General features: G+C 71.5%; 21 protein-coding genes. 19 read left to right on the top strand and 2 right to left on the bottom strand.

Annotation, left to right across the window (positions count from 1 at the left end; all coding sequences use genetic code 11):
- The first annotated feature begins 15 nt into the window (after nucleotides 1-15).
- Entirely contained in the window at nucleotides 16-1,575 is a 1,560-nt protein-coding gene (gene ffh, locus ABEE00_RS33655; protein WP_345749590.1) for a signal recognition particle protein, read from the top strand.
- Between the two features lie 73 nt (nucleotides 1,576-1,648).
- Complete coding sequence (locus ABEE00_RS33650) at nucleotides 1,649-2,176, top strand: GNAT family N-acetyltransferase (RefSeq protein ID WP_345749589.1); 528 nt, start codon at nucleotides 1,649-1,651, stop codon at nucleotides 2,174-2,176.
- A gap of 49 nt (nucleotides 2,177-2,225) precedes the next feature.
- On the opposite strand, the gene ABEE00_RS33645 is transcribed toward ABEE00_RS33650, so the two are convergent.
- Complete coding sequence (locus tag ABEE00_RS33645) at nucleotides 2,226-3,023, bottom strand: class I SAM-dependent methyltransferase (RefSeq protein WP_345749588.1); 798 nt, start codon at nucleotides 3,021-3,023, stop codon at nucleotides 2,226-2,228.
- A gap of 441 nt (nucleotides 3,024-3,464) precedes the next feature.
- Between ABEE00_RS33645 and ABEE00_RS33640 the strand changes: the two genes are divergently transcribed.
- The 16 genes from ABEE00_RS33640 to ABEE00_RS33565 all read left to right on the top strand — a co-directional run bounded on the left by ABEE00_RS33640 (nucleotide 3,465) and on the right by ABEE00_RS33565 (nucleotide 17,101).
- Nucleotides 3,465-4,118: a hypothetical protein gene (locus tag ABEE00_RS33640; RefSeq protein ID WP_345749587.1), complete on the top strand. Its 654-nt coding sequence runs from the start codon at nucleotides 3,465-3,467 to the stop codon at nucleotides 4,116-4,118.
- Between the two features lie 226 nt (nucleotides 4,119-4,344).
- A complete protein-coding gene (gene rpsP, locus ABEE00_RS33635) occupies nucleotides 4,345-4,776 on the top strand; it encodes a 30S ribosomal protein S16 (RefSeq protein ID WP_345749586.1) in 432 nt (143 codons plus the stop codon).
- Nucleotides 4,777-4,778: 2 nt separating this feature from the next.
- Nucleotides 4,779-5,018, top strand: coding sequence for an RNA-binding protein (locus tag ABEE00_RS33630; RefSeq protein ID WP_345749585.1), 240 nt, complete (start codon nucleotides 4,779-4,781; stop codon nucleotides 5,016-5,018).
- A gap of 214 nt (nucleotides 5,019-5,232) precedes the next feature.
- Nucleotides 5,233-5,886, top strand: a complete 654-nt coding sequence (gene rimM, locus ABEE00_RS33625; RefSeq protein WP_345749584.1) for a ribosome maturation factor RimM — start codon at nucleotides 5,233-5,235, stop codon at nucleotides 5,884-5,886.
- Nucleotides 5,883-6,704: a tRNA (guanosine(37)-N1)-methyltransferase TrmD gene (gene trmD / locus ABEE00_RS33620; RefSeq protein WP_345749583.1), complete on the top strand. Its 822-nt coding sequence runs from the start codon at nucleotides 5,883-5,885 to the stop codon at nucleotides 6,702-6,704. The genes rimM and trmD overlap by 4 nt, the downstream gene beginning before the upstream one ends.
- A 132-nt stretch (nucleotides 6,705-6,836) precedes the next feature.
- Nucleotides 6,837-7,187, top strand: coding sequence for a 50S ribosomal protein L19 (rplS, locus tag ABEE00_RS33615; protein ID WP_345749582.1), 351 nt, complete (start codon nucleotides 6,837-6,839; stop codon nucleotides 7,185-7,187).
- Between the two features lie 84 nt (nucleotides 7,188-7,271).
- The gene (lepB, locus tag ABEE00_RS33610) at nucleotides 7,272-8,015 is read left to right on the top strand and encodes a signal peptidase I (protein ID WP_345749581.1); all 744 of its coding nucleotides are present in this window, start codon (nucleotides 7,272-7,274) and stop codon (nucleotides 8,013-8,015) included.
- Nucleotides 8,008-9,522: a signal peptidase I gene (gene lepB, locus ABEE00_RS35910; protein ID WP_451918734.1), complete on the top strand. Its 1,515-nt coding sequence runs from the start codon at nucleotides 8,008-8,010 to the stop codon at nucleotides 9,520-9,522. Before lepB (ABEE00_RS33610) ends, lepB (ABEE00_RS35910) begins: the two co-directional genes overlap by 8 nt.
- On the top strand, nucleotides 9,455-10,528 hold the full coding sequence (lepB, locus tag ABEE00_RS33600) for a signal peptidase I (protein WP_451918733.1): 1,074 nt from the start codon (nucleotides 9,455-9,457) through the stop codon (nucleotides 10,526-10,528). The genes lepB (ABEE00_RS35910) and lepB (ABEE00_RS33600) overlap by 68 nt, the downstream gene beginning before the upstream one ends.
- A 216-nt stretch (nucleotides 10,529-10,744) precedes the next feature.
- Nucleotides 10,745-11,476: a signal peptidase I gene (lepB, locus tag ABEE00_RS33595; protein WP_345749579.1), complete on the top strand. Its 732-nt coding sequence runs from the start codon at nucleotides 10,745-10,747 to the stop codon at nucleotides 11,474-11,476.
- Nucleotides 11,477-11,515: 39 nt separating this feature from the next.
- The gene (locus tag ABEE00_RS33590; RefSeq protein ID WP_345749578.1) at nucleotides 11,516-11,839 is read left to right on the top strand and encodes a DUF2469 domain-containing protein; all 324 of its coding nucleotides are present in this window, start codon (nucleotides 11,516-11,518) and stop codon (nucleotides 11,837-11,839) included.
- Nucleotides 11,840-12,160: 321 nt separating this feature from the next.
- Complete coding sequence (locus ABEE00_RS33585; RefSeq protein ID WP_345749577.1) at nucleotides 12,161-12,562, top strand: YraN family protein; 402 nt, start codon at nucleotides 12,161-12,163, stop codon at nucleotides 12,560-12,562.
- On the top strand, nucleotides 12,562-14,178 hold the full coding sequence (locus tag ABEE00_RS33580) for a YifB family Mg chelatase-like AAA ATPase (protein ID WP_345749576.1): 1,617 nt from the start codon (nucleotides 12,562-12,564) through the stop codon (nucleotides 14,176-14,178). Before ABEE00_RS33585 ends, ABEE00_RS33580 begins: the two co-directional genes overlap by 1 nt.
- Entirely contained in the window at nucleotides 14,175-15,353 is a 1,179-nt protein-coding gene (gene dprA, locus ABEE00_RS33575; RefSeq protein WP_345749575.1) for a DNA-processing protein DprA, read from the top strand. The genes ABEE00_RS33580 and dprA overlap by 4 nt, the downstream gene beginning before the upstream one ends.
- 275 nt (nucleotides 15,354-15,628) lie before the next feature.
- Complete coding sequence (gene whiG, locus ABEE00_RS33570) at nucleotides 15,629-16,486, top strand: RNA polymerase sigma factor WhiG (RefSeq protein ID WP_345749574.1); 858 nt, start codon at nucleotides 15,629-15,631, stop codon at nucleotides 16,484-16,486.
- 54 nt (nucleotides 16,487-16,540) lie between these two features.
- Entirely contained in the window at nucleotides 16,541-17,101 is a 561-nt protein-coding gene (locus ABEE00_RS33565; protein WP_345749635.1) for a TetR/AcrR family transcriptional regulator, read from the top strand.
- A 152-nt stretch (nucleotides 17,102-17,253) separates the two neighbouring features.
- Here ABEE00_RS33565 and ABEE00_RS33560 read toward each other — a convergent pair whose 3' ends face one another.
- Complete coding sequence (locus ABEE00_RS33560; protein WP_345749634.1) at nucleotides 17,254-18,075, bottom strand: M23 family metallopeptidase; 822 nt, start codon at nucleotides 18,073-18,075, stop codon at nucleotides 17,254-17,256.
- A gap of 433 nt (nucleotides 18,076-18,508) precedes the next feature.
- Between ABEE00_RS33560 and rpsB the strand changes: the two genes are divergently transcribed.
- Nucleotides 18,509-19,414: a 30S ribosomal protein S2 gene (gene rpsB, locus ABEE00_RS33555; RefSeq protein WP_345749573.1), complete on the top strand. Its 906-nt coding sequence runs from the start codon at nucleotides 18,509-18,511 to the stop codon at nucleotides 19,412-19,414.
- The last annotated feature ends 132 nt before the right edge of the window (nucleotides 19,415-19,546 follow it).

Genomic DNA, 19,546 nt, shown 5'->3' with positions numbered 1-19,546 from the left:
GGACCGACGAGCGCTGTGTTCGATACCCTTTCCGACCGTCTGAGTGCGACGTTCAAGAACCTCCGGGGCAAAGGGCGCCTCAGTGAGGCGGACATCGACGCCACGGCGCGCGAGATCCGTATTGCCCTGCTGGAAGCGGACGTCGCGCTTCCCGTCGTCCGCGCCTTCATCAAGCAGGTGAAGACGAGGGCCGTGGGCGCCGAGGTCTCCCAGGCGCTGAATCCGGCCCAGCAGGTCATCAAGATCGTCAACGAGGAACTGGTCAGCGTCCTCGGCGGCGAGACCCGCCGGCTCAGGTTCGCCAAGAACCCGCCGACCGTGATCATGCTCGCCGGCCTCCAGGGCTCCGGCAAGACCACCCTCGCGGGCAAGCTCGGCCGCTGGCTCAAGGGCCAGGGCCACACCCCGCTGCTCGTCGCCTGCGACCTCCAGCGCCCCAACGCCGTCAACCAGCTCTCCGTCGTCGCCGAGCGCGCCGGCGTCTCGGTGTTCGCGCCGGAGCCGGGCAACGGCGTCGGCGACCCGGTCCAGGTCGCCAAGGACTCGGTCACCCACGCCCGCGACAAGCACCACGACGTGGTCATCGTCGACACCGCAGGACGCCTCGGCATCGACCAGGAGCTGATGCAGCAGGCGGCCGACATCCGGGACGCGGTCAGCCCGGACGAGGTCCTCTTCGTCGTCGACGCCATGATCGGCCAGGACGCGGTCACCACGGCCGAGGCATTCCGCGACGGCGTCGGCTTCGACGGCGTGGTCCTCTCCAAGCTCGACGGCGACGCCCGCGGCGGTGCGGCCCTCTCGGTCGCGCACATCACCGGCAAGCAGATCATGTTCGCCTCCAACGGCGAGAAGCTGGACGACTTCGACGCGTTCCACCCGGACCGCATGGCGTCCCGCATCCTCGGCATGGGCGACATGCTCACGCTGATCGAGAAGGCCGAGCAGACCTTCAGCCAGCAAGAGGCCGAGAAGATGGCGGCCAAGCTGCAGAAGGGCCCGAAGGAGTTCACGCTCGACGACTTCCTGGCTCAGATGGAGCAGGTCCGCAAGATGGGCTCGCTCTCCAAGCTGCTCGGCATGATGCCTGGCATGGGCCAGATGAAGGACCAGATCAACAACCTCGACGAGCGCGACGTGGACCGCACCGCCGCGATCATCAAGTCGATGACCCCGGGCGAGCGCGCCGAGCCCACGATCATCAACGGCTCGCGCCGCGCCCGCATCGCGCGCGGCTCCGGCGTGGACGTCAGCGCGGTCAAGAACCTCGTGGAGCGGTTCTTCGAGGCCCGCAAGATGATGTCCAAGATGGCCCAGGGCGGCGGCATGCCGGGCATGCCGGGGATGCCGGGCGGTGGCGGCGGCGCCGCGAAGAAGAAGGCCAAGCAGCAGAAGAAGGCCAAGGGCAAGCGCCAGTCGGGCAACCCGATGAAGCGCAAGCAGGAGGAGCAGGCCGCCGCCGAGCGCAAGGCGCAGGGCGGCCAGGACGGCGCCTTCGGCCTGCCGGGCGCGGGCCAGGACGCCTCCGACTTCGAACTCCCCCAGGAGTTCAAGGACATGCTGCCCCCGAAGTGATCCCGGGGCGCCCCGGCGCCGTTGCAGGGGACCTGCTGCGCCGGGCCGCGACGGAGGGCGGATGATGTCGTAGATGCGCGTATACATCCGCCCTCCGCGGCCCGAGGACGAGCAGGCGTTCAGCGAGGCGGTGGTCCGCTCAGCCGACCACCTCAGGCCGTGGAACCCCGTCGAGCCCGACGGCTTCCCCGACCTCCTGCGCCGCCAGGGCCCCGCGCTGCGCACCTTCCTGATCTTCGACCGCGAGGACCACGGCCTGGTCGGCCGGGTCAACGTCGCCAACATCGTGCGCGCCAGATTCCGCAACGGCTCGCTGGGCTACGACAGTTACGTGCCGTACGCGGGCACCGGGCGGATGACCGAGGGGCTGCTGCTCATCGTCGACCGGTGCTTCGCGCCGGGGCCCGACGGGCTCGCGCTGCACCGCCTGGAGATCAACGTGCAGCCGGAGAACCACCGTTCTCTCGCCATGGCCAAGCGCCTCGGCTTCCGCCACGAGGGCTTCTCGCCGCGGATGCTCTTCCTCAACGACGCGTGGCGCGACCACGAGCGCTTCGCCCTCACCGCCGAGGAGTGGCCCGGGGCCGGCGAGGACGACTGAGCCGTACGGGGGAGCGGCCGCGGGCGGCCGGCCGCGCTCGGAGGGCCGCTCAGAGGGCCCTGGCGACCACGTAGCGGAACAGGTTCGGCATCCACACCGTGCCGTCGGCCCGCAGATACGGGTGCAGCGCCTCGGTGAGCTCCTTGATCACCTGGCTCTCCTCCGTCGCCCGCATCGCCGCGTCGTACAGGCCCGTGGACAGCAGCCCGCGCACCGCGCTGTCCATGCCCGCGTAGCCGAACGGGCAGGCCACCCGGCCCGAGCCGTCGGGCCGCAGCCCCGCGCGCACGGCGAGGTCCTCCAGGTCGTCCCGCCCCGACGGCTGCCAGCACCGCGCCGAGGGATCGGCCAGCCGCGCCGCCACCCGCAGCACCGGCGCCGCCGAGCAGCGCTCCGGCGGGCCCCAGCCGGCCAGCACCACCGGCGTGCCCCGCTCCAGCCGGGCCGCCGCCTCCGCCACCGACTCCGGGTGCGCGAGCGCGTCGAACGCCGTGACCAGCGTCGGCCGCCCCGCGGCCGGCTGCGCCGGTACGCCCTCGGAGCCGTCGCCGAGCTGCGCGTCCCAGTGCGGGGCGCCGGATTCGGGGTCGGGCAGCAGCCGCTCGCGGGCCAGCGCCAGGCGCCCGGGGTCGGCCTCCACCCCGGTGACGGCGGCGCCGCGCGAGGCGGCCAGCAGCAGGGCGAGGCCCGCGCCGCAGTCCAGCCCCAGCACACGGGAGCCGGGGCCGATCTCGAGATGCTCGTACACCGCCTCGTAAAGGGGCACCAGCATCCGTTCCTGGATCTCGGCCCAGTCACGGGTCCGCTGGGGAAGGGTGTGCCGGTGGCGTACGAGCGTGGGTGTCATCGCAACGCGCCCCAATCAGACGACGAGTCCATGGCGATGTGTCAGGTTCCCCCGCTGCTGTCCCTCAGTATGCGCCCGGTCACCGCTGCGGTCCTGCCGAGCGCCCCACCCCCGTATGTCAGGGAACTGCGCATCTGTCCGCCCGTCCAGGGGGTGCGCCGGGAAGTCTTCGCTGACCCCCGTGTGCGCCCCCGCACGCGTCGCACGCTCCTCCGCACGGACCCGGATGACCCGATTCCGGGTCCGCTCGTTATGGTCGCGGGAGAGCGGTGATTACCCGCGGGAACAGGGATGCGCGGGAGCCGCCCGGCCTACAGCAGCGGAACCACCGGTGATACGCCCCGGGATGGGCCGCGTGTGCGGGTTCCTCCGCAGTTCTGAGGACCCGCCCTCGTACGAGGCCATCAGCGGGGACTGACTCGTACGTGCAAAATATTTAGGATGCCCCGGAATCGGAACACCGCGCCGTTCCGGCTCGTTGGGCACGACGTGAGCACGACACCACCAGTTCTCGCCGCCGAACTGGCAGCCGCCTGGGCCGACATTCAACGGCACCACTCCGAGCTGCCGGACCTGGCCGCGCCCGAATCACTGATCGGAGAGTCCTCGTCCGCCTGCGGCACCGGGCTCTCCTTCGAGCGGCTGCTGCACGAGGCCGTCCACGGGGTCGCCGCGGCGCGCGGCATCCGGGACACCTCCCGCGCCGGCCGCTACCACAACCGCCGATTCCTGGCGATCGCCGAGGAGTTGGGGCTCGACCACCCCGATGAGCCGCACCCCAGCAGCGGCTTCTCGCTGGTGGTCCTCACCCCGGCCACCAGACGGACCTACCGGCCGACGATCGAGCGCCTGCACCGCGCGCTGAAGGCGTACAGCGCCGCGACCGAGACCGACACCGGCAAGAGCTTCCGCGGCCCGGCCGCGCGGCACGGCTCCTCCGGCGGCGGCGTACGCGTCAAGGCGGTCTGCGACTGCGGGCGCAACGTCCGCGTGGTCCCCTCCGTCCTCGAGCAGGCCCCGATCATGTGCGGCGCCTGCGGCAAGCCGTTCCGCATCCCGGACGCGCCCCCCGAAGCGGTGGCGGCGCTGGGCTGACCCCCGGCCCGCCCACCCGCGCTGAGGCCCGGCAGGGCCGGGAAACCGGTGCGGTGGGCGGGTTCGGCGCGGGCTTCCGTGTGTGGCATCATGGACGGCTGTACTCGGAAGCCGCACAGGACCCCTCTCTCCTCCGGCTGACGCGTTCTTCGGACACCCCGGGTACCGCAACCCCACGTGGCACCCGCCGTGTCCACCCACGTTTAGACCAGGAGACACCACTACCGTGGCCGCCAAGATCAAGCTGAAGCGTCTGGGCAAGATCCGTTCGCCTCACTACCGCATCATCGTCGCCGACTCCCGCACCCGCCGTGACGGCCGTGCGATCGAGGAGATCGGCCTGTACCACCCGGTGCAGAACCCCTCGCGCATCGAGCTCGACTCGGAGCGCGTGCAGTACTGGCTGAGCGTCGGCGCGCAGCCGACCGAGCCCGTGCAGGCGATCCTCAAGGTCACCGGCGACTGGCAGAAGTTCAAGGGCCTGCCGGCCCCGGAGCCGATGAAGGTCGCCGAGCCGAAGACCGACAAGAAGGCCCTCTTCGAGGCCGCCGCCAAGGAGTCGGGCAACGAGCCGCAGGGTGAGGCCATCACCCCGAAGGCGAAGAAGGCAGACAAGAAGGACGAGGCTGAGGCCTCCTCCGAGTCGACCGAGGCCTGAGGATGCTCGAGGAAGCCCTCGAGCACCTGGTGAAGGGCATCGTCGACCACCCCGACGAGGTGCAGGTCGACTCCCGCACCCTGCGCCGGGGGCGCGTCCTCGAGGTCCGGGTGCACCCCGACGACCTCGGCAAGGTGATCGGCCGCAGCGGCCGCACCGCGCGCGCCCTGCGCACCGTCGTGGGTGCCCTCGGCGGCCGCGGCGTCCGTGTCGACCTCGTCGACGTGGACCAGGTCCGCTGAGCAGCGGTATGCAGCACCGGCACGGGCCGGGGACGGTGAGCCACCGTCCCCGGCCCGTGGTCGTCGGTGCCCCCGGCGGGCTTCGCCGGTTCCCCGTACGGCTTCGCGGCCGTGGTTCTCAAGGCTTCCCGGGCTCCGGGCCCGCGCTTCTCCGCCGGGCAGCGCTCCGGGTACGAGCAGTCATCCAGGTACGACACGGACAGGGACAAGCACAGTGCAGCTAGTCGTCGCGCGTATCGGCCGCGCCCACGGCATCAAGGGCGAGGTCACGGTGGAGGTACGGACCGACGAGCCGGAACTGCGGCTCGGCCCCGGCGCCCGGCTGGCCACGGAGCCCGCCTCCGCGGGCCCGCTCACCATCGCCGCCGGCCGGGTGCACAGCGGCCGCCTGCTGCTGCGCTTCGAGGGCGTACGCGACAGGAACGCGGCCGAGGCGCTGCGCAACACCCTGCTGATCGCCGAGGTCGACCCCGACGAACTCCCCGAGGACCCCGAGGAGTTCTACGACCACCAGCTCGCCGACCTGGACGTGGTCACCCGCGACGGCGAGCACGTCGGCCGCATCGAGCAGGTCGCCCACCTGCCCGCGCAGGACCTGCTGGTGGTGCGCAGGGAGAACGGCGGCGAGGTGCTGATCCCCTTCGTCGCCGAGATCGTCCCGGAGATCGACCTGGAGGAGCAGCGCGCGGTCATCGACCCGCCGCCCGGCCTGATCGACGACGAGGCGGAGGTGGCGGGCTCGCGGGAGGACTCCGGTGCCGGGGACTCTCGCGGTGGGGGCTCCGGCGCCGCGGGGAGCGGCGGCGAGGAGTCCAGCGGGACGTCCGGCGGTGACGGGGAGCGCGGCGGCGAAGGCGGCTCGCGGTGAGGCTCGACATCGTCACGATCTTCCCCGAGTACCTGGAACCGCTGAACGTCTCCCTGGTCGGCAAGGCCCGCGCCCGCGGCCAACTCGACGTACACGTCCACGACTTGAGGTCCTGGACGCACGACCGCCACAACACCGTCGACGACACCCCGTACGGCGGCGGCCCCGGCATGGTCATGAAGCCCGAGCCGTGGGGCGAGGCCCTGGACGAGATCATCGGCGGCGGCGCGCCGGAGCCCGGCGACCGCCCCGTCCTGGTCGTGCCCACCCCCAGCGGCGCCCCCTTCACCCAGGAGCTCGCCGTGGAGCTCTCCGGCAAGCCCTGGCTGATCTTCATGCCCGCCCGCTACGAGGGCATCGACCGCCGGGTCATCGATGACTACGCCGAGCACTACGACGTGCGCGAGGTGTCCATCGGCGACTATGTGCTGGCCGGCGGCGAGGCCCCGGTGCTGGTGATGGTCGAGGCCGTCGCGCGGCTGCTTCCCGGAGTGCTCGGCAACGCGGAGTCCCACCGCGACGACTCCTTCGCGCCCGGCGCCATGGCGGACCTGCTGGAGGGGCCCGTCTACACCAAGCCCCCGGAGTGGCGCGGCCGCGGCATCCCGGAGGTTCTGGTCAGCGGCCACCACGGCAGGATCGCCCGATGGCGCAGGGACCAGGCGCTGGCCCGCACCAGCGCCAACCGGCCCGACCTGATCGCCCGTTGCGACCCCGGCGCGCTGGACAAGCACGACCGCGCGACGCTGGAGGAGCTGGGCTGGCGGCAGGGAACGGACGGCCGATTTGGGCAGGCCGGGGAGGCCGTGGAAGAATAGGCCGCTGCCTCACGCTCGGCGCGCGACCCTGCCACAGGGGGACCAACGCCCGCACGAAGCGGAGCGGCATCCGAATCAGCATCACGATATTCCGCTGATGACCTGTGGCATCGGCGAGGAAAGCAGACGGTCATGTCTCACCTGCTCGACAGTGTCGACGCTGCCTCCCTGCGCAGCGATGTCCCGGCGTTCCGCCCCGGTGACACGGTCAACGTCCACGTGCGCGTCATCGAGGGCAACCGCTCCCGTGTGCAGCAGTTCAAGGGCGTGTGCATCCGCCGCCAGGGCGACGGTGTGCGGGAGACCTTCACCGTCCGCAAGGTCACCTTCGGCGTCGGCGTCGAGCGCACCTTCCCGGTCCACACCCCGATCGTCGAGAAGATCGAGGTCGTGACCCGCGGTGACGTGCGCCGCGCGAAGCTGTACTACCTCCGTGAGCTGCGCGGCAAGGCCGCGAAGATCAAGGAGAAGCGCGAGAACTGATCCCGCTTCCGGGCCCTCCCGGCCCGGAGGGGAACCGGCATCGCTGTCGGTCGCCGCGCCGTGCCCGTATAGGCTTTCGGCTCGATGGACACCGACGCACAGCAGCACCACGAACCGGAGCGCGACCGCTCCTCCGGCTCCGCGGACAGCGGACCGGGGCACCGGTCGCGCTCCGTTCGTATCGCGGCCTTCTGCGCGGCGCTGCTGGCGGTCATCCTGCTGGTGAGCGCGTTCGTCGTGCAGCCCTTCCAGATTCCCAGCTCCTCCATGACGCCCACCCTGGAAGTCGGCGACCGCGTACTCGTCAACAAACTCACATACCGCTTCGGCAACCATCCGGAGCGCGGAGACGTTGTCGTCTTCGACGGGACCGGCTCGTTCGTGGTGGAAGGAGAGCGGAACGGCAACCCGGTGTCCGCCCTGCTCCGCGAGGCGGGTGCCGCCGTCGGACTGGCACGGCCCTCCGGGACCGACTACGTGAAGCGCGTGATCGGTGTCGGCGGCGACCGGGTCCGCTGCTGCGACAAGCAGGGAAGGATCGAGGTGAACGGTGTACCGGTGGACGAGGACTATGTGCACCAGGGGGACAAGCCCTCGCGTGTGCCGTTCGATATCGAAGTGCCTCCCGGGCGGCTGTGGGTGATGGGCGACCACCGTTCCAACTCCAGGGACTCCCGCGACCACTTGGGGGAGCCGGGCGGCGGCACCGTGCCGGTGGACAAGGTGATCGGGCGCGCGGACTGGATCGGCTGGCCCCCTGGGCGCTGGGGCGCGCCGCCGTCGGGCGCCCGCACGGGAGCCGCGGACCGGACGGACGGACATGGCTGACCGCGGCGGCCCGGGATACGGGGAGCCGGGCCACGGCGATCCCGAGTACGGGGGTCCCGGACAGGGCGCGCAGGACGGGCCCGCGTACGGGGGAGTGCAGGGCGCGCGGTACGGAGAGCCGGGGGGCGGGCCTGCGCAACCGGGCCTCGGCCAGAACGGCGGCGGGCCCGCGCAGCACAACGGCCACGGCCAGCCGGGGCAGGGCAACGGCTTCAGCGGGCACGGCAACGGCTTCGCCGGGCAGGGCAACGGCTTCCCCGGGCAGAACGGCGGGCGTCCCGTACAGAACGGCGGCCGGCCCGGCCACTACGACTACACCGAGCCCTTCGACTACGGGTCTCCTCAGGAGCCGCCCGCGCCGAACGGGCAGCCCCACGTGCGGGCGCCCCGGCCCGGCGGCCCCATGGGCCCCGTGCGCTCCGCGTCGCTGCCGTCCGACGCCGTACCGCCGGGTCCGGGCCAGCCGCCGCCCGGTCATCCGCAGCCCGGACCACCGCAGGCGCCCGCGGAGGAAACGATGCGGCTCGGGACCGCGGGGGAGTCCGGGACCGCACCGCCCCCGGCGCGCGGTCCCGGCGAGGGAAGGGCGGCGCGGCGGAAGGCCGCGAAACGCATCAAGCGCCGCAGGCGCCTCTCGGCGACCAAGGAGATACCGATCCTCATCGGTGTCGCGCTGCTGATCGCCCTCGTGCTGAAGACCTTCCTGGTGCAGGCGTTCGTGATCCCCTCGGGGTCGATGGAGCAGACGATCCGCATCGGGGACCGGGTGCTGGTGGACAAGCTCACCCCCTGGTTCGGCTCCAAGCCGCACCGCGGTGACGTGGTGGTCTTCAAGGACCCGGGCGGCTGGCTCGAGGGAGAGCAGAAGCCGAAGCAGGACCCTCCCGCCGGTCTCAAGCAGGGCAAGCAACTCCTCTCCTTCATAGGCCTGTTGCCCTCGGACGACGAACAGGACCTGATCAAGCGCGTGGTGGGCGTGGGAGGCGACCGGGTGCGCTGCTGCGACAGCGCCGGCAAGGTCACGGTCAACGGCACCCCACTCAAGGAGCCGTATGTTCACCCCGGCAACGCTCCCTCGCAGATGAAATTCGACGTGACGGTGCCCATCGGGCGGGTGTTCGTGATGGGCGACCACCGCGCCAACTCCGCCGACTCCCGCTTCCACCTCCGCGAGGGGCACCGCGGCACGGTGCCCGAACAGGACGTCGTGGGGCGGGCGGTGGTGATCGCGTGGCCCTTCGGCCACTGGCGCCGACTGGAGGAGCCGGCGACCTATGCTTCCGTGACGGACGCGCCGGGCGCGGCAACCGCGGCGGGCGGCGGTAACGGGGACAATCGAGTGACATCGGTCCCGAGCCCTGCGGTCCTCCCGCTCGTTATGGGAGTGGTGGGTCTGTCCCGTCTGCGGGACGGATCGAGAGGCAAGTTGAGGAGTGAGCGTGGGGGACTTGGCGGCCGGCACACGGTCCGGTTCCGGCGACGACGGACCGGACGGCCACCGTCCTGACGTACCCGGCGGTCAGAGTACGGGGCACGACCGGGCGCCGACCCCGGAGAGAGGCAGTGGCGAGAGCGTGAGTTCGGGTACGAGTGGGGCCCCTACGGACAGCGAGTTCAACAGCGTGTACGACGAGAAAGACGACGGCATGAGCGGCAGCGGGTCCGGCGCGGGCACCGGCGGCGACGGGCCGGCAGCGGACGGACCGGAAGGTGCGAAGAGGATGAAGCCCGCCAAGGGGGCCAAGCAGCAGCGATCCTTCTGGAAGGAGCTGCCGATCCTCATCGTGATCGCCCTGATCCTCGCCCTGGTGATCAAGACCTTCCTGGTGCAGGCGTTCTCCATCCCGTCCAACTCGATGCAGAACACCCTCCAGCAGGGCGACCGGGTGCTGGTGGACAAGCTCACCCCGTGGTTCGGCTCCAAGCCGGAGCGCGGCGAGGTGATCGTCTTCCACGACCCGGACGGCTGGCTGCCCGAGACCCCGATGCAGACCAACGTCTTCCAGGACGTGATGAGCTTCATCGGCCTGATGCCGTCCGCCAACGAGAAGGACCTCATCAAGCGCGTCATCGCGGTCGGCGGCGACACCGTGCAGTGCAAGCGCGGGGGACCGGTCAAGGTCAACGGCACGCCGCTGAAGGAGACTTCGTACCTCTACCCCGGCAACACCCCCTGCGACGACGAGCCGTTCGGCCCCATCAAGGTGCCGAAGGGCAAGCTGTGGGTGATGGGCGACCACCGCCAGGACTCCCTCGACTCGCGCTACCACCAGAACCAGAAGTACGGCGGGATGGTGCCCGAGCAGGAGGTCGTCGGCCGCGCCATCGTGGTGGCCTGGCCGGTCACCCGCTGGTCGACGCTGCCGGTGCCGGACACCTTCAGCCAGAAGGGCGTCGAGTCCAAGGCGTCCCAGGCCGCCGCGACGGCCGCCAACGGCGCCCCGGCCGCGCTCGGCCTCGCGGGTGCGGTCCCGATCGTGCTGTGGCGGCGCAAGCGCCTCCAGGAGCGCTGACTCTCCAGCGCTGATTCGCCGGCGCTGACTCTCCGTCGACGGACCCGCGTACCGGACCTTTCGGGCCCGGTGCGCGGGTCCGCCGCTGTCCGGCACCGGGGGCCTCGTGTTTCCCGGTCGCCGGATGTTGATCAAGGGCTTACCCCCGTACGTACGCCCGGGTAGGGTGCGCCGAGACCTCTGGATCTCCGAGACCTCCACCCCGGGAGTGCGGGCATGAGCAATGCGGTACGGACCGACGCCAGGCAGGGCGGCCGCGTGGGAAGTGCGCTGTCCGGACTGGCGGTTGCGCTGGGCTGCGTGCTCTTCCTCGGCGGCTTCATCTGGGGTGCGGTGCTCTACCAGCCCTACACCGTGCCGACCGACTCCATGGACCCCACGGTCAAGGCGGGGGACCGGGTGCTGGCCGAGCGCATCGACGGCGGCGAGGTGCGACGGGGCGACGTCGTGGTCTTCCAGGACTCGGTCTGGGGCTCCGTGCCCATGGTGAAGCGGGTCGTCGGCGTCGGCGGCGACAAGGTCGCCTGCTGCGGGAACCAGGGCCGGCTGACCGTGAACGGCAAGGCCGTGGACGAGACCTACCTCAAGGACCGGGACCCGAACTCGCAGCCGCCCTTCAAGGCCACCACCGTGCCGCAGGGCAAGCTCTTCCTGCTCGGCGACCACCGCATCGACTCCGCCGACTCCCGTGTGCACCTGACGGACGGCAGCCACGGGGCCGTGCCGCGCACCGCCGTGCAGGCCCGGGTGGACGCGATCGCCTGGCCCACGTCGAGCATGGGAACACTGACCGAACCGTCCGCATTCGCCCCGATGCCGGGCGGCATCTCGGAGCCGGGTCCGGTCCGCGCCCTGGTCTGTGCGATCGTGGCAGGGGCCGTGCTCATCCTCGGCGGCGCCGCGTACGGACCGATCGCGCGGCGGGCCGGACGGGGGCGCAGGCCCTGACGCACAATGGGGGCACGCACGGCTGAAGGGGAACATGCCATGAGCGCCGAGGACCTCGAGAAGTACGAGACCGAGATGGAGCTGAAGCTCTACCGGGAGTACCGGGACGTCGTCGGACTGTTCAAGTACGTCATCGAGACCGAGCGGCGGTTCTACCTCACCAACGACTACGAGATGCAGGTGCACTCCGTACAGGGTGAGGTGTTCTTCGAGGTCTCCATGGCCGACGCCTGGGTGTGGGACATGTACCGCCCGGCGCGTTTCGTGAAGCAGGTGCGGGTGCTCACCTTCAAGGACGTGAACATCGAGGAGCTCAACAAGAGCGACCTCGACCTCCCCGAGGACTCCGGCTTCAAGGGCTGAGCGCGGGAGGTCGCCGGGGCGGGGCGCCCCGGGCGTGCGTGGGTGTGGGCGCCGGTGCGGCCGGCGCGGGGGCTGGCGCCGTGGGCGGGCTTGTTTCTCGCTGCTCGGGTGCGTCTCGCCGTGAGGGCGGTCTGCGGGACGCCTGGTCCGAGCGGTGCCTCGATTCTCGGGGGATCCTGCCGCGCGGCGCCAGGGCCGGCGGGGAAGTTCCCGCGAGAAGGTGAGCGAGTTATCCACAGGCCGTGAGTTGTCCCCAGGAAACGGCCATGATCCCCGGGCCGCCGCTGCCGCGGCCAGAGTCGGTGCCCGGAGGTGGTGCCGATGAGCCCGCAACAGGATCCGGGCCGCAGGGGAGCGCTCGGGCGATACGGAGAAGACCTGGCAGTACGGCGGCTGAGCCAGAGCGGCCTGGACGTGCTGGAGAGGAACTGGCGCTGCCGCGAAGGCGAGATCGACATCGTCGCGCGGCAGGCCGATGCGCTGGTCGTCTGCGAGGTGAAGACCCGCCGCGCAGCACGCGCCGGGCTGTACCAGCACCCGATGGACGCGCTCACCCCCGCCAAGGCCGCGCGCCTGCGGAGGCTCGCCTCGCGCTGGCTCAGCGAGCGCTGGCTGCCCCAGTTCGGAATGCCGCCCTTCGGCGGTGTGCGCATCGACCTGGTCGGAGTGCTCCTCGCGGAGCGCGGCGCCCCGGTGGTGCAGCACGCCGAGGGGGTGGCGTGATGGGTTTCGCACGCACCTGCTCGGTGGCCCTGGTGGGCGTCGAGGGCGTACCGGTCGAAGTGCAGGCCGACCTCGAGCCGGGCGTCGCCCACTTCACGCTCGTGGGGCTGCCCGACAAGAGCCTCAGCGAGAGCCGCGACCGGGTGCGCGCCGCAGTGGTGAACTCGGACGCCGAGTGGCCGCAGAAGAAGCTCACCGTGGGCCTCAGCCCGGCCTCCGTGCCCAAGAGCGGCAGCGGCTTCGACATCGCCGTGGCCTGCGCCGTGCTGGGCGCCGCCGAGCGGATCGACCCGCGGTCCATCGCCGACGTGATGATGCTCGGCGAGCTGGGCCTCGACGGGCGGGTGCGGCCCGTGCGCGGGGTCCTGCCCGCCGTGCTCGCCGCGGCGGAAGCCGGCTACCGACAGGTGGTCGTGCCCGAATGCGCCGTTCCCGAGGCGTCGTTGGTGCCCGAGGTGTCGGTGCTCGGCGTGCGCAGCCTGCGGCAGCTGATCGCGCTGCTCGCGGACGAGGCGGTGCCCGAGGAGTTCGCCCAGGACGACGAGGGGAGGCCCGATCCGTTCCTGGCGGGGCTCGCCCTCCCCGTAGGAGGCCCCGGCACCCTGCGCGGAAGCATCAGCGGGCAGCGGTCGCCCGACATGAAGGACGTGGCCGGGCAGGCATCGGCCAGGGGAGCGCTCGAGGTGGCGGCGGCCGGACGCCACCACATCTTCTTCAAGGGGCCGCCCGGAGCGGGCAAGACCATGCTCGCCGAGCGGCTGCCCGGCCTCCTCCCGCCCCTCAGCCACAAGGAGGCACTGGAGGTCACGGCCGTGCACTCGGTCGCCGGCGTCCTCCCGCCCGGCCAGCCGCTGGTCGAGCGCGCGCCCTACTGCGCGCCCCACCACTCGGCGACCATGGAGGCCCTCATCGGCGGCGGCTCGGGACTGCCACGGCCCGGAGCGGTGTCCCTGGCGCACAACGGCGTCCTGTTCATGGACGAGGCCGCCGAGTGCTCAGCGAAAGTGCTCGACGCCATGCGGCAACCGCTGGAGGCAGGACACGTCGTGGTGGCCAGGGCGGCCGGCATATTGCGGATGCCCGCGAAATTCCTGCTCGCCCTCGCGGCCAACCCCTGCCCGTGCGGCAGATACGGCACCAGGAACGGCGGCTGCGAATGCCGCCCCTCGTCCATCAGGCGCTACCGCGCCCGCCTCTCAGGACCGCTGCTCGACCGGGTCGACCTGCGCGTCGGCGTAGAGCCGCTGACCCGCTCCGAGCTCACCGCCCTCAACGGCGGCTCCGACTCGACCGCCGAGGTCGCCGCGCGCGTACGAGAGGCCCGCGAGAGGGCGGTCCACCGGTACGCCGGCACACCGTGGACGGCCAACAGCGAAGTGCCGGGCCACGAATTGCGCACCCACTGGCCCGTGGAGGCCGGAGCGCTCGGCCAAGCCGAGGAGGACATGGAACGCGGCCTGCTCACCGCCCGCGGCTTCGACCGGGTGCTGCGGGTGGCCTGGACCGTCGCCGACCTCGCCGGGCACGAACGCCCCACCGCGGGCGACGTGGACCTGGCCCTGGAGCTCCGCACCGGGATCTCCCGCGCCGCGGCCCGCGTGGGGAGCGGGATGTGAGCGCGTCCGGGAACGCCCGGGATCCCGAGGCCGCGACCAGGGCCGTTACGGAGGAGGAACGACTGGCCAGGGCCGCCCTGACCCGGGTACTGGAACCGGGCGATGAGACGGCCGGCCGCTGGCTGCAGCGGTACGGGGCGCCGCATCTGCTCCGGCTGCTGCGCGAGGGCGGGCAGCCACCGCCCGGGGTGAGCCCCACACGCTGGAGCAGGCTGCGGGGGCGCACGGCTCGCGCCTCCCCGGAGGCCGACCTCCGGGCCGCGCACGATTGCGGAGCGCGCTTCATCTGCCCCGGCGATCATGAATGGCCCTGCCAGCTCGACGACTTGGGGACCGCGCGCCCCATCGGCCTCTGGGTGCGCGGGACACCGTCGCTCCGGTTCTGGGCGGTGCGCTCCGTGGCCGTGGTGGGAGCGCGCGCCTGCACGGAGTACGGGGTGCACGTCGCCACCCGGCTCGGCGCGGGGCTCTCCGAGAAGGGGTGGACCGTGGTGGCGGGCCTGGCCTTCGGCATCGACGGCGCGGCACACCGCGGCGCGCTGGCCGTCGACGGCGCCACCATCGGAGTGCTCGCCTGCGGGGTGGACGTCTCCTATCCACCCGCGCACGGCGAGTTGATCCGCTCCGTCGGCGAACGCGGTCTGCTCGTCGCGGAGTTGCCACCCGGCGACCACCCGACACGGAGCAGATTCGTCCTGCGCAACCGCGTGATCGCGGCACTCACCCGCGGCACCGTGGTCGTGGAGGCGGCACTGCGCAGCGGCTCGCTCTCCACCGCCCGGCACGCGCGCAGACTGGGGCGTCACGTGATGGGCGTCCCGGGACCGGTCACCTCCGGAATGTCGGCCGGAGTGCACGAACTCCTGCGCGGTGAGGGAATGGTGGTCACCGATTCCAGCGACATCGTGGAACTCGTAGGTGCCATCGGTGAACTGGGGCCTTCACGGAGTGGCCCGCAGGTCCCGAGAGACCTTCTTCCGCCGGCGACAGCGCGTGTGCTGGAGGTCATGCCTGCTCACGGCGGCACCGATCCCGCGCGACTCGCCGAGGCGAGCGGCAGCACATGTGAGGAAGTTCTCGCGGCCCTGCGAGAGCTCAGAGCTCTGGGGTTCGTCGAAAACACGGCCGGTGCCTGGCAGTTGGCAGCTCGGGACGACGGAAACCCCATTGAGTGATGGTGTGGTGCTTGACCTGCGGATATGGAGTGAAAAGGTGAAACATGTGCGCTTGTTCAACCGCTCCGTGTGCCGAACGCCTGTAGTGGATACCGCCATACGGGTCACACCGCCGTGCGGGCAGCGGAACGGATCTGCCCATGCGGGAACCGCCGCCCATCGCTCAGAGCAACGCCGTAGTCACGCTACGCTCACATCACTTCAGAAAGAGACACACGGCCACGACGCCTCTCCGACCTGACGGCCCTCTCAGCAGAAACGGCTCACAGCGACGCATGCACATCTCCCGGCCCGACCGCACCGCCGCCACGGCGGCACCGACTGCGGCGATCGCGATCGACGCGGCCGGCGCCGCCGCGACCGGCGCCGCCCCCAGCTCCCTCGACGAGCTGTGGCGGTCGTACAAGGCCACGGGCGACGACCGGCTCCGGGAGCAACTGATCCTCCACTACTCGCCGCTGGTCAAATACGTCGCCGGCCGCGTCAGCGTCGGGCTGCCGCCCAACGTCGAACAGGCCGACTTCGTCTCCTCCGGGATCTTCGGGCTCATCGACGCCATCGAGAAGTTCGACCCCGACCGCTCGATCAAGTTCGAGACCTACGCCATCACCCGCATCCGCGGAGCCATGATCGACGAACTGCGGGCGCTCGACTGGATCCCCCGCTCCGTACGCCAGAAGGCACGCGCCGTGGAACGCGCATACGCCACCCTCGAGGCCACGCTGCGCCGCAGCCCCTCCGAGGCCGAGGTCGCCGACGAGATGGGCATCCCCCTCGAAGAACTCCACGGCGTCTTCAGCCAGTTGTCCCTCGCCAACGTCGTAGCACTCGAAGAGCTGCTGCACGTCGGCGGCGAGAGCGGCGACCGCCTCAGCCTCATGGACACGCTGGAGGACACGGCGGCCGACAACCCCGTCGAGATCGCCGAGGACCGCGAGCTGCGACGACTCCTCGCCCGCGCCATCAACACCCTTCCCGAAAGGGAGAAAACGGTCGTCACCCTCTACTACTACGAGGGCCTGACGCTCGCCGAGATCGGGCAGGTACTCGGCGTCACGGAAAGTCGCGTAAGCCAGATCCACACCAAATCCGTTCTTCAATTGCGTGCCAAGCTGGCGGACGTCGGTCGCTGAATCGGTACTGCCGTCCGTAAGGTAGAGACCGTGCCCAGGATTCGAGCGGCCTCTGTGGCCGAGCACCGGACCATGCAGCGCGCTGCCCTGCTGGACGCTGCCCGCTCACTGCTGTCCGAGGGCGGAACGGAAGCACTGACGTTCCCCGCCCTCGCGCAGCGGACGGGTCTGGCGCGCTCCTCCGTCTACGAGTACTTCCGCTCCCGCGCGGCAGTCGTCGAGGAACTGTGCGCCGTCGACTTCCCGGTATGGGCCGCGGAAGTCGAAGCGGCCATGGCGGCGGAGGAAACCGCCGAGGCGAAGGTCGAAGCGTACGTGCGCAGCCAGCTCGCCCTCGTCGGCGACCGGCGCCACCGCGCCGTCGTCGCGATCTCCGCGGGAGAACTCGACGCGGGCGCCCGCGAGAAGATCCGCGCCGCCCACGGCGGCCTCATCGCCATGGTCGTCGAGGCCCTCGGCGAGCTGGGCCACGAGCAGCCCCGCCTGGCGGCCATGCTGCTCCAGGGAGTCGTCGACGCCGCCGTCCGCCGCACCGAACTCGGAGCGGCCGAGAACCCCGAGCAGATCACGGAGGCGGCGGTGGGGATGGCGCTGAACGGGGTTCGCGGCGGCTGATCGGGGCCCCTCCCCCCCCCGCCCCACCCCTCCCACCTCCTCCACCACCCCAGGCCCCCTCAGGGCTGAGCACCTAATCCGAACCGCTCAGCCCTGGCACAGATGCACCGGCACAGCCGCTCACCCCTGCTCACTCACCCCCCCCGGGGGCCTCACTCCGCCCCTCTCACGTTCAACCTCAGCCGCGCCCACACCGCGGCCGCGCACAGTGCGACCGCCCCCACCAGAAAGCCCCACGGGTGCTCCGCACCGCCGCTCGTCTTCCCCCGCAGTCTCGGCGCGGCTCTCACCTGATCTAGGGCCCGGTCCCGAACGCGCCCCTCGCCCCACACCGGCGCACCACGCACATCCCGCCCCTTTCGCACCTGCCGTGCGCCCCGAAGCTCCGGCGCATCCCGCCCCTGCTCCAAGCTCCCCTCAGCACTCCCACCCGCCCCCACATCCCGCTCTGCTCTCACACCCCACCCCGCCGGTGCTCCCCTCTGCCCCTCCCCACCCGCCACCGGCACCCCGTACACGGGAAGCAAGCGCGACCCGCCGTGCCGTAGCAGCTCGGGCGGCAATAGCTGGAGGGGATTGAGGTAGGCGTCGCCGCGGCGCAGGCCCCAGTGGAGGCATGCCGTCGTGGGCGGGCAGTGGGGTGTGGCGGGGGCTGACAGGGCGACTACCTGGCCGGCGTGGACGGTGGTGCCCTTGTGGACCGTGGGGCGTACGGGCTCGTAGGTCGTGCGGAGCGGCGGGGTGCCGGTGCCGGCCAGGTCGATGGAGAGGACGCCGCGGCCCGCGACGGTGCCCGCGTAGGCGATCTTGCCGGGGGCCACGGCGCGTACCGGGCGGCCCGGGGCGGTGCCCAGGTCCACCCCGCGGTGACCTGCCGCGTAGGGCGTCGGGGGCGGGTCCCAGGCGCGGAGCACGGGCGGGCGGCCCTGGAGGGGCCAGGTGCGGGCGATGGGCGGCGGGCGGACCGGGCTCATCCCCGGGCTCGGCGCGGAGGCGAGGGGAGCGAGGGTCGTGGTCAGGAGGAGGGTCAGGAGGGGGCTGTAGTGGGGCATGGGGAGACCGTCTCGTGGGGGGAGGGGGTTTGGGGGATCTTGGTGAAGTTCTGTGGAATACCGGGGAGTTGTGGACAAGGCGGTCACTGGAAGGGGTGGAGGGGAGACGAGGCCTGGGCGGGGGCCGGTGCACCGTGGCGCGGGTCGCTTCCGCGGTCCCGTACACTGCTCTGTGCGGCCCGGGTGACCGGGCTGACTTCGCACGCCCCGCCACCCTGACCCGGTGGCCGCGCGTCTCGGTCCTTGGAGACGCCTCTCACCAGGCATTTCCTCGGCACTGCGCGTCAGGGGCGTCAGGCAAGCGGCGGCGCCCCGCCGCCGCTGACGACAACCGAGTACCTCAAGGAGAACGGCCATGGCCGTCGTCACGATGCGGGAGCTGCTGGAGAGCGGCGTCCACTTCGGGCACCAGACCCGCCGCTGGAACCCGAAGATGAAGCGCTTCATCTTCACCGAGCGCAACGGCATTTACATCATCGACCTGCTCCAGTCGCTGTCGTACATCGACCGCGCCTACGAGTTCGTCAAGGAGACCGTCGCGCACGGCGGCTCCATCATGTTCGTCGGCACGAAGAAGCAGGCCCAGGAGGCCATCGCCGAGCAGGCCACCCGCGTGGGCATGCCCTACGTGAACCAGCGCTGGCTCGGCGGCATGCTGACCAACTTCTCGACCGTCTACAAGCGTCTGCAGCGCCTCAAGGAGCTGGAGCAGATCGACTTCGAGGATGTGGCCGCCTCCGGCCTCACCAAGAAGGAGCTGCTCGTCCTCTCCCGCGAGAAGGCCAAGCTGGAGAAGACCCTCGGCGGTATCCGCGAGATGCAGAAGGTGCCCAGCGCCGTCTGGATCGTGGACACCAAGAAGGAGCACATCGCCGTCGGCGAGGCGCGCAAGCTCAACATCCCGGTCGTCGCGATCCTCGACACCAACTGCGACCCGGACGAGGTCGACTACAAGATCCCGGGCAACGACGACGCGATCCGCTCGGTCACCCTGCTGACCCGCGTGATCGCCGACGCCGTCGCCGAGGGCCTCATCGCCCGCTCCGGTGCCGCCGAGGCGGCCAAGGGCGGCGAGAAGGCCGCCGCCGAGCCGCTGGCCGAGTGGGAGCGCGAGCTCCTCGAGGGCGAGAAGGCCGAGGAGAAGGCCGGCGAGAAGTCCGCCGAGGCCGAGACCCCGGCCGAGACCGAGGCCGACAAGCCGGCCGAGGCCGAGGCGGACGCCACCGAGACCAAGGCCGTCTCGGAGACCGAGCAGGCCTGACCTGCGCGTCAGCGGCAGCACGCTGCGCACACGCCGGTGGGGGGGGGGGGGGGCCCCCCCCCCCCCCCCCCCCGGGCAAACCCCCCCAACCCAATGGGGGGGATCCCCACCCCAGAAAGCGGACCACACACC

This window comes from Streptomyces odontomachicola (assembly GCF_039605595.1).
Classification (GTDB): domain Bacteria; phylum Actinomycetota; class Actinomycetes; order Streptomycetales; family Streptomycetaceae; genus Streptomyces.
This window is presented reverse-complemented; position numbering and strand designations above follow the sequence as displayed.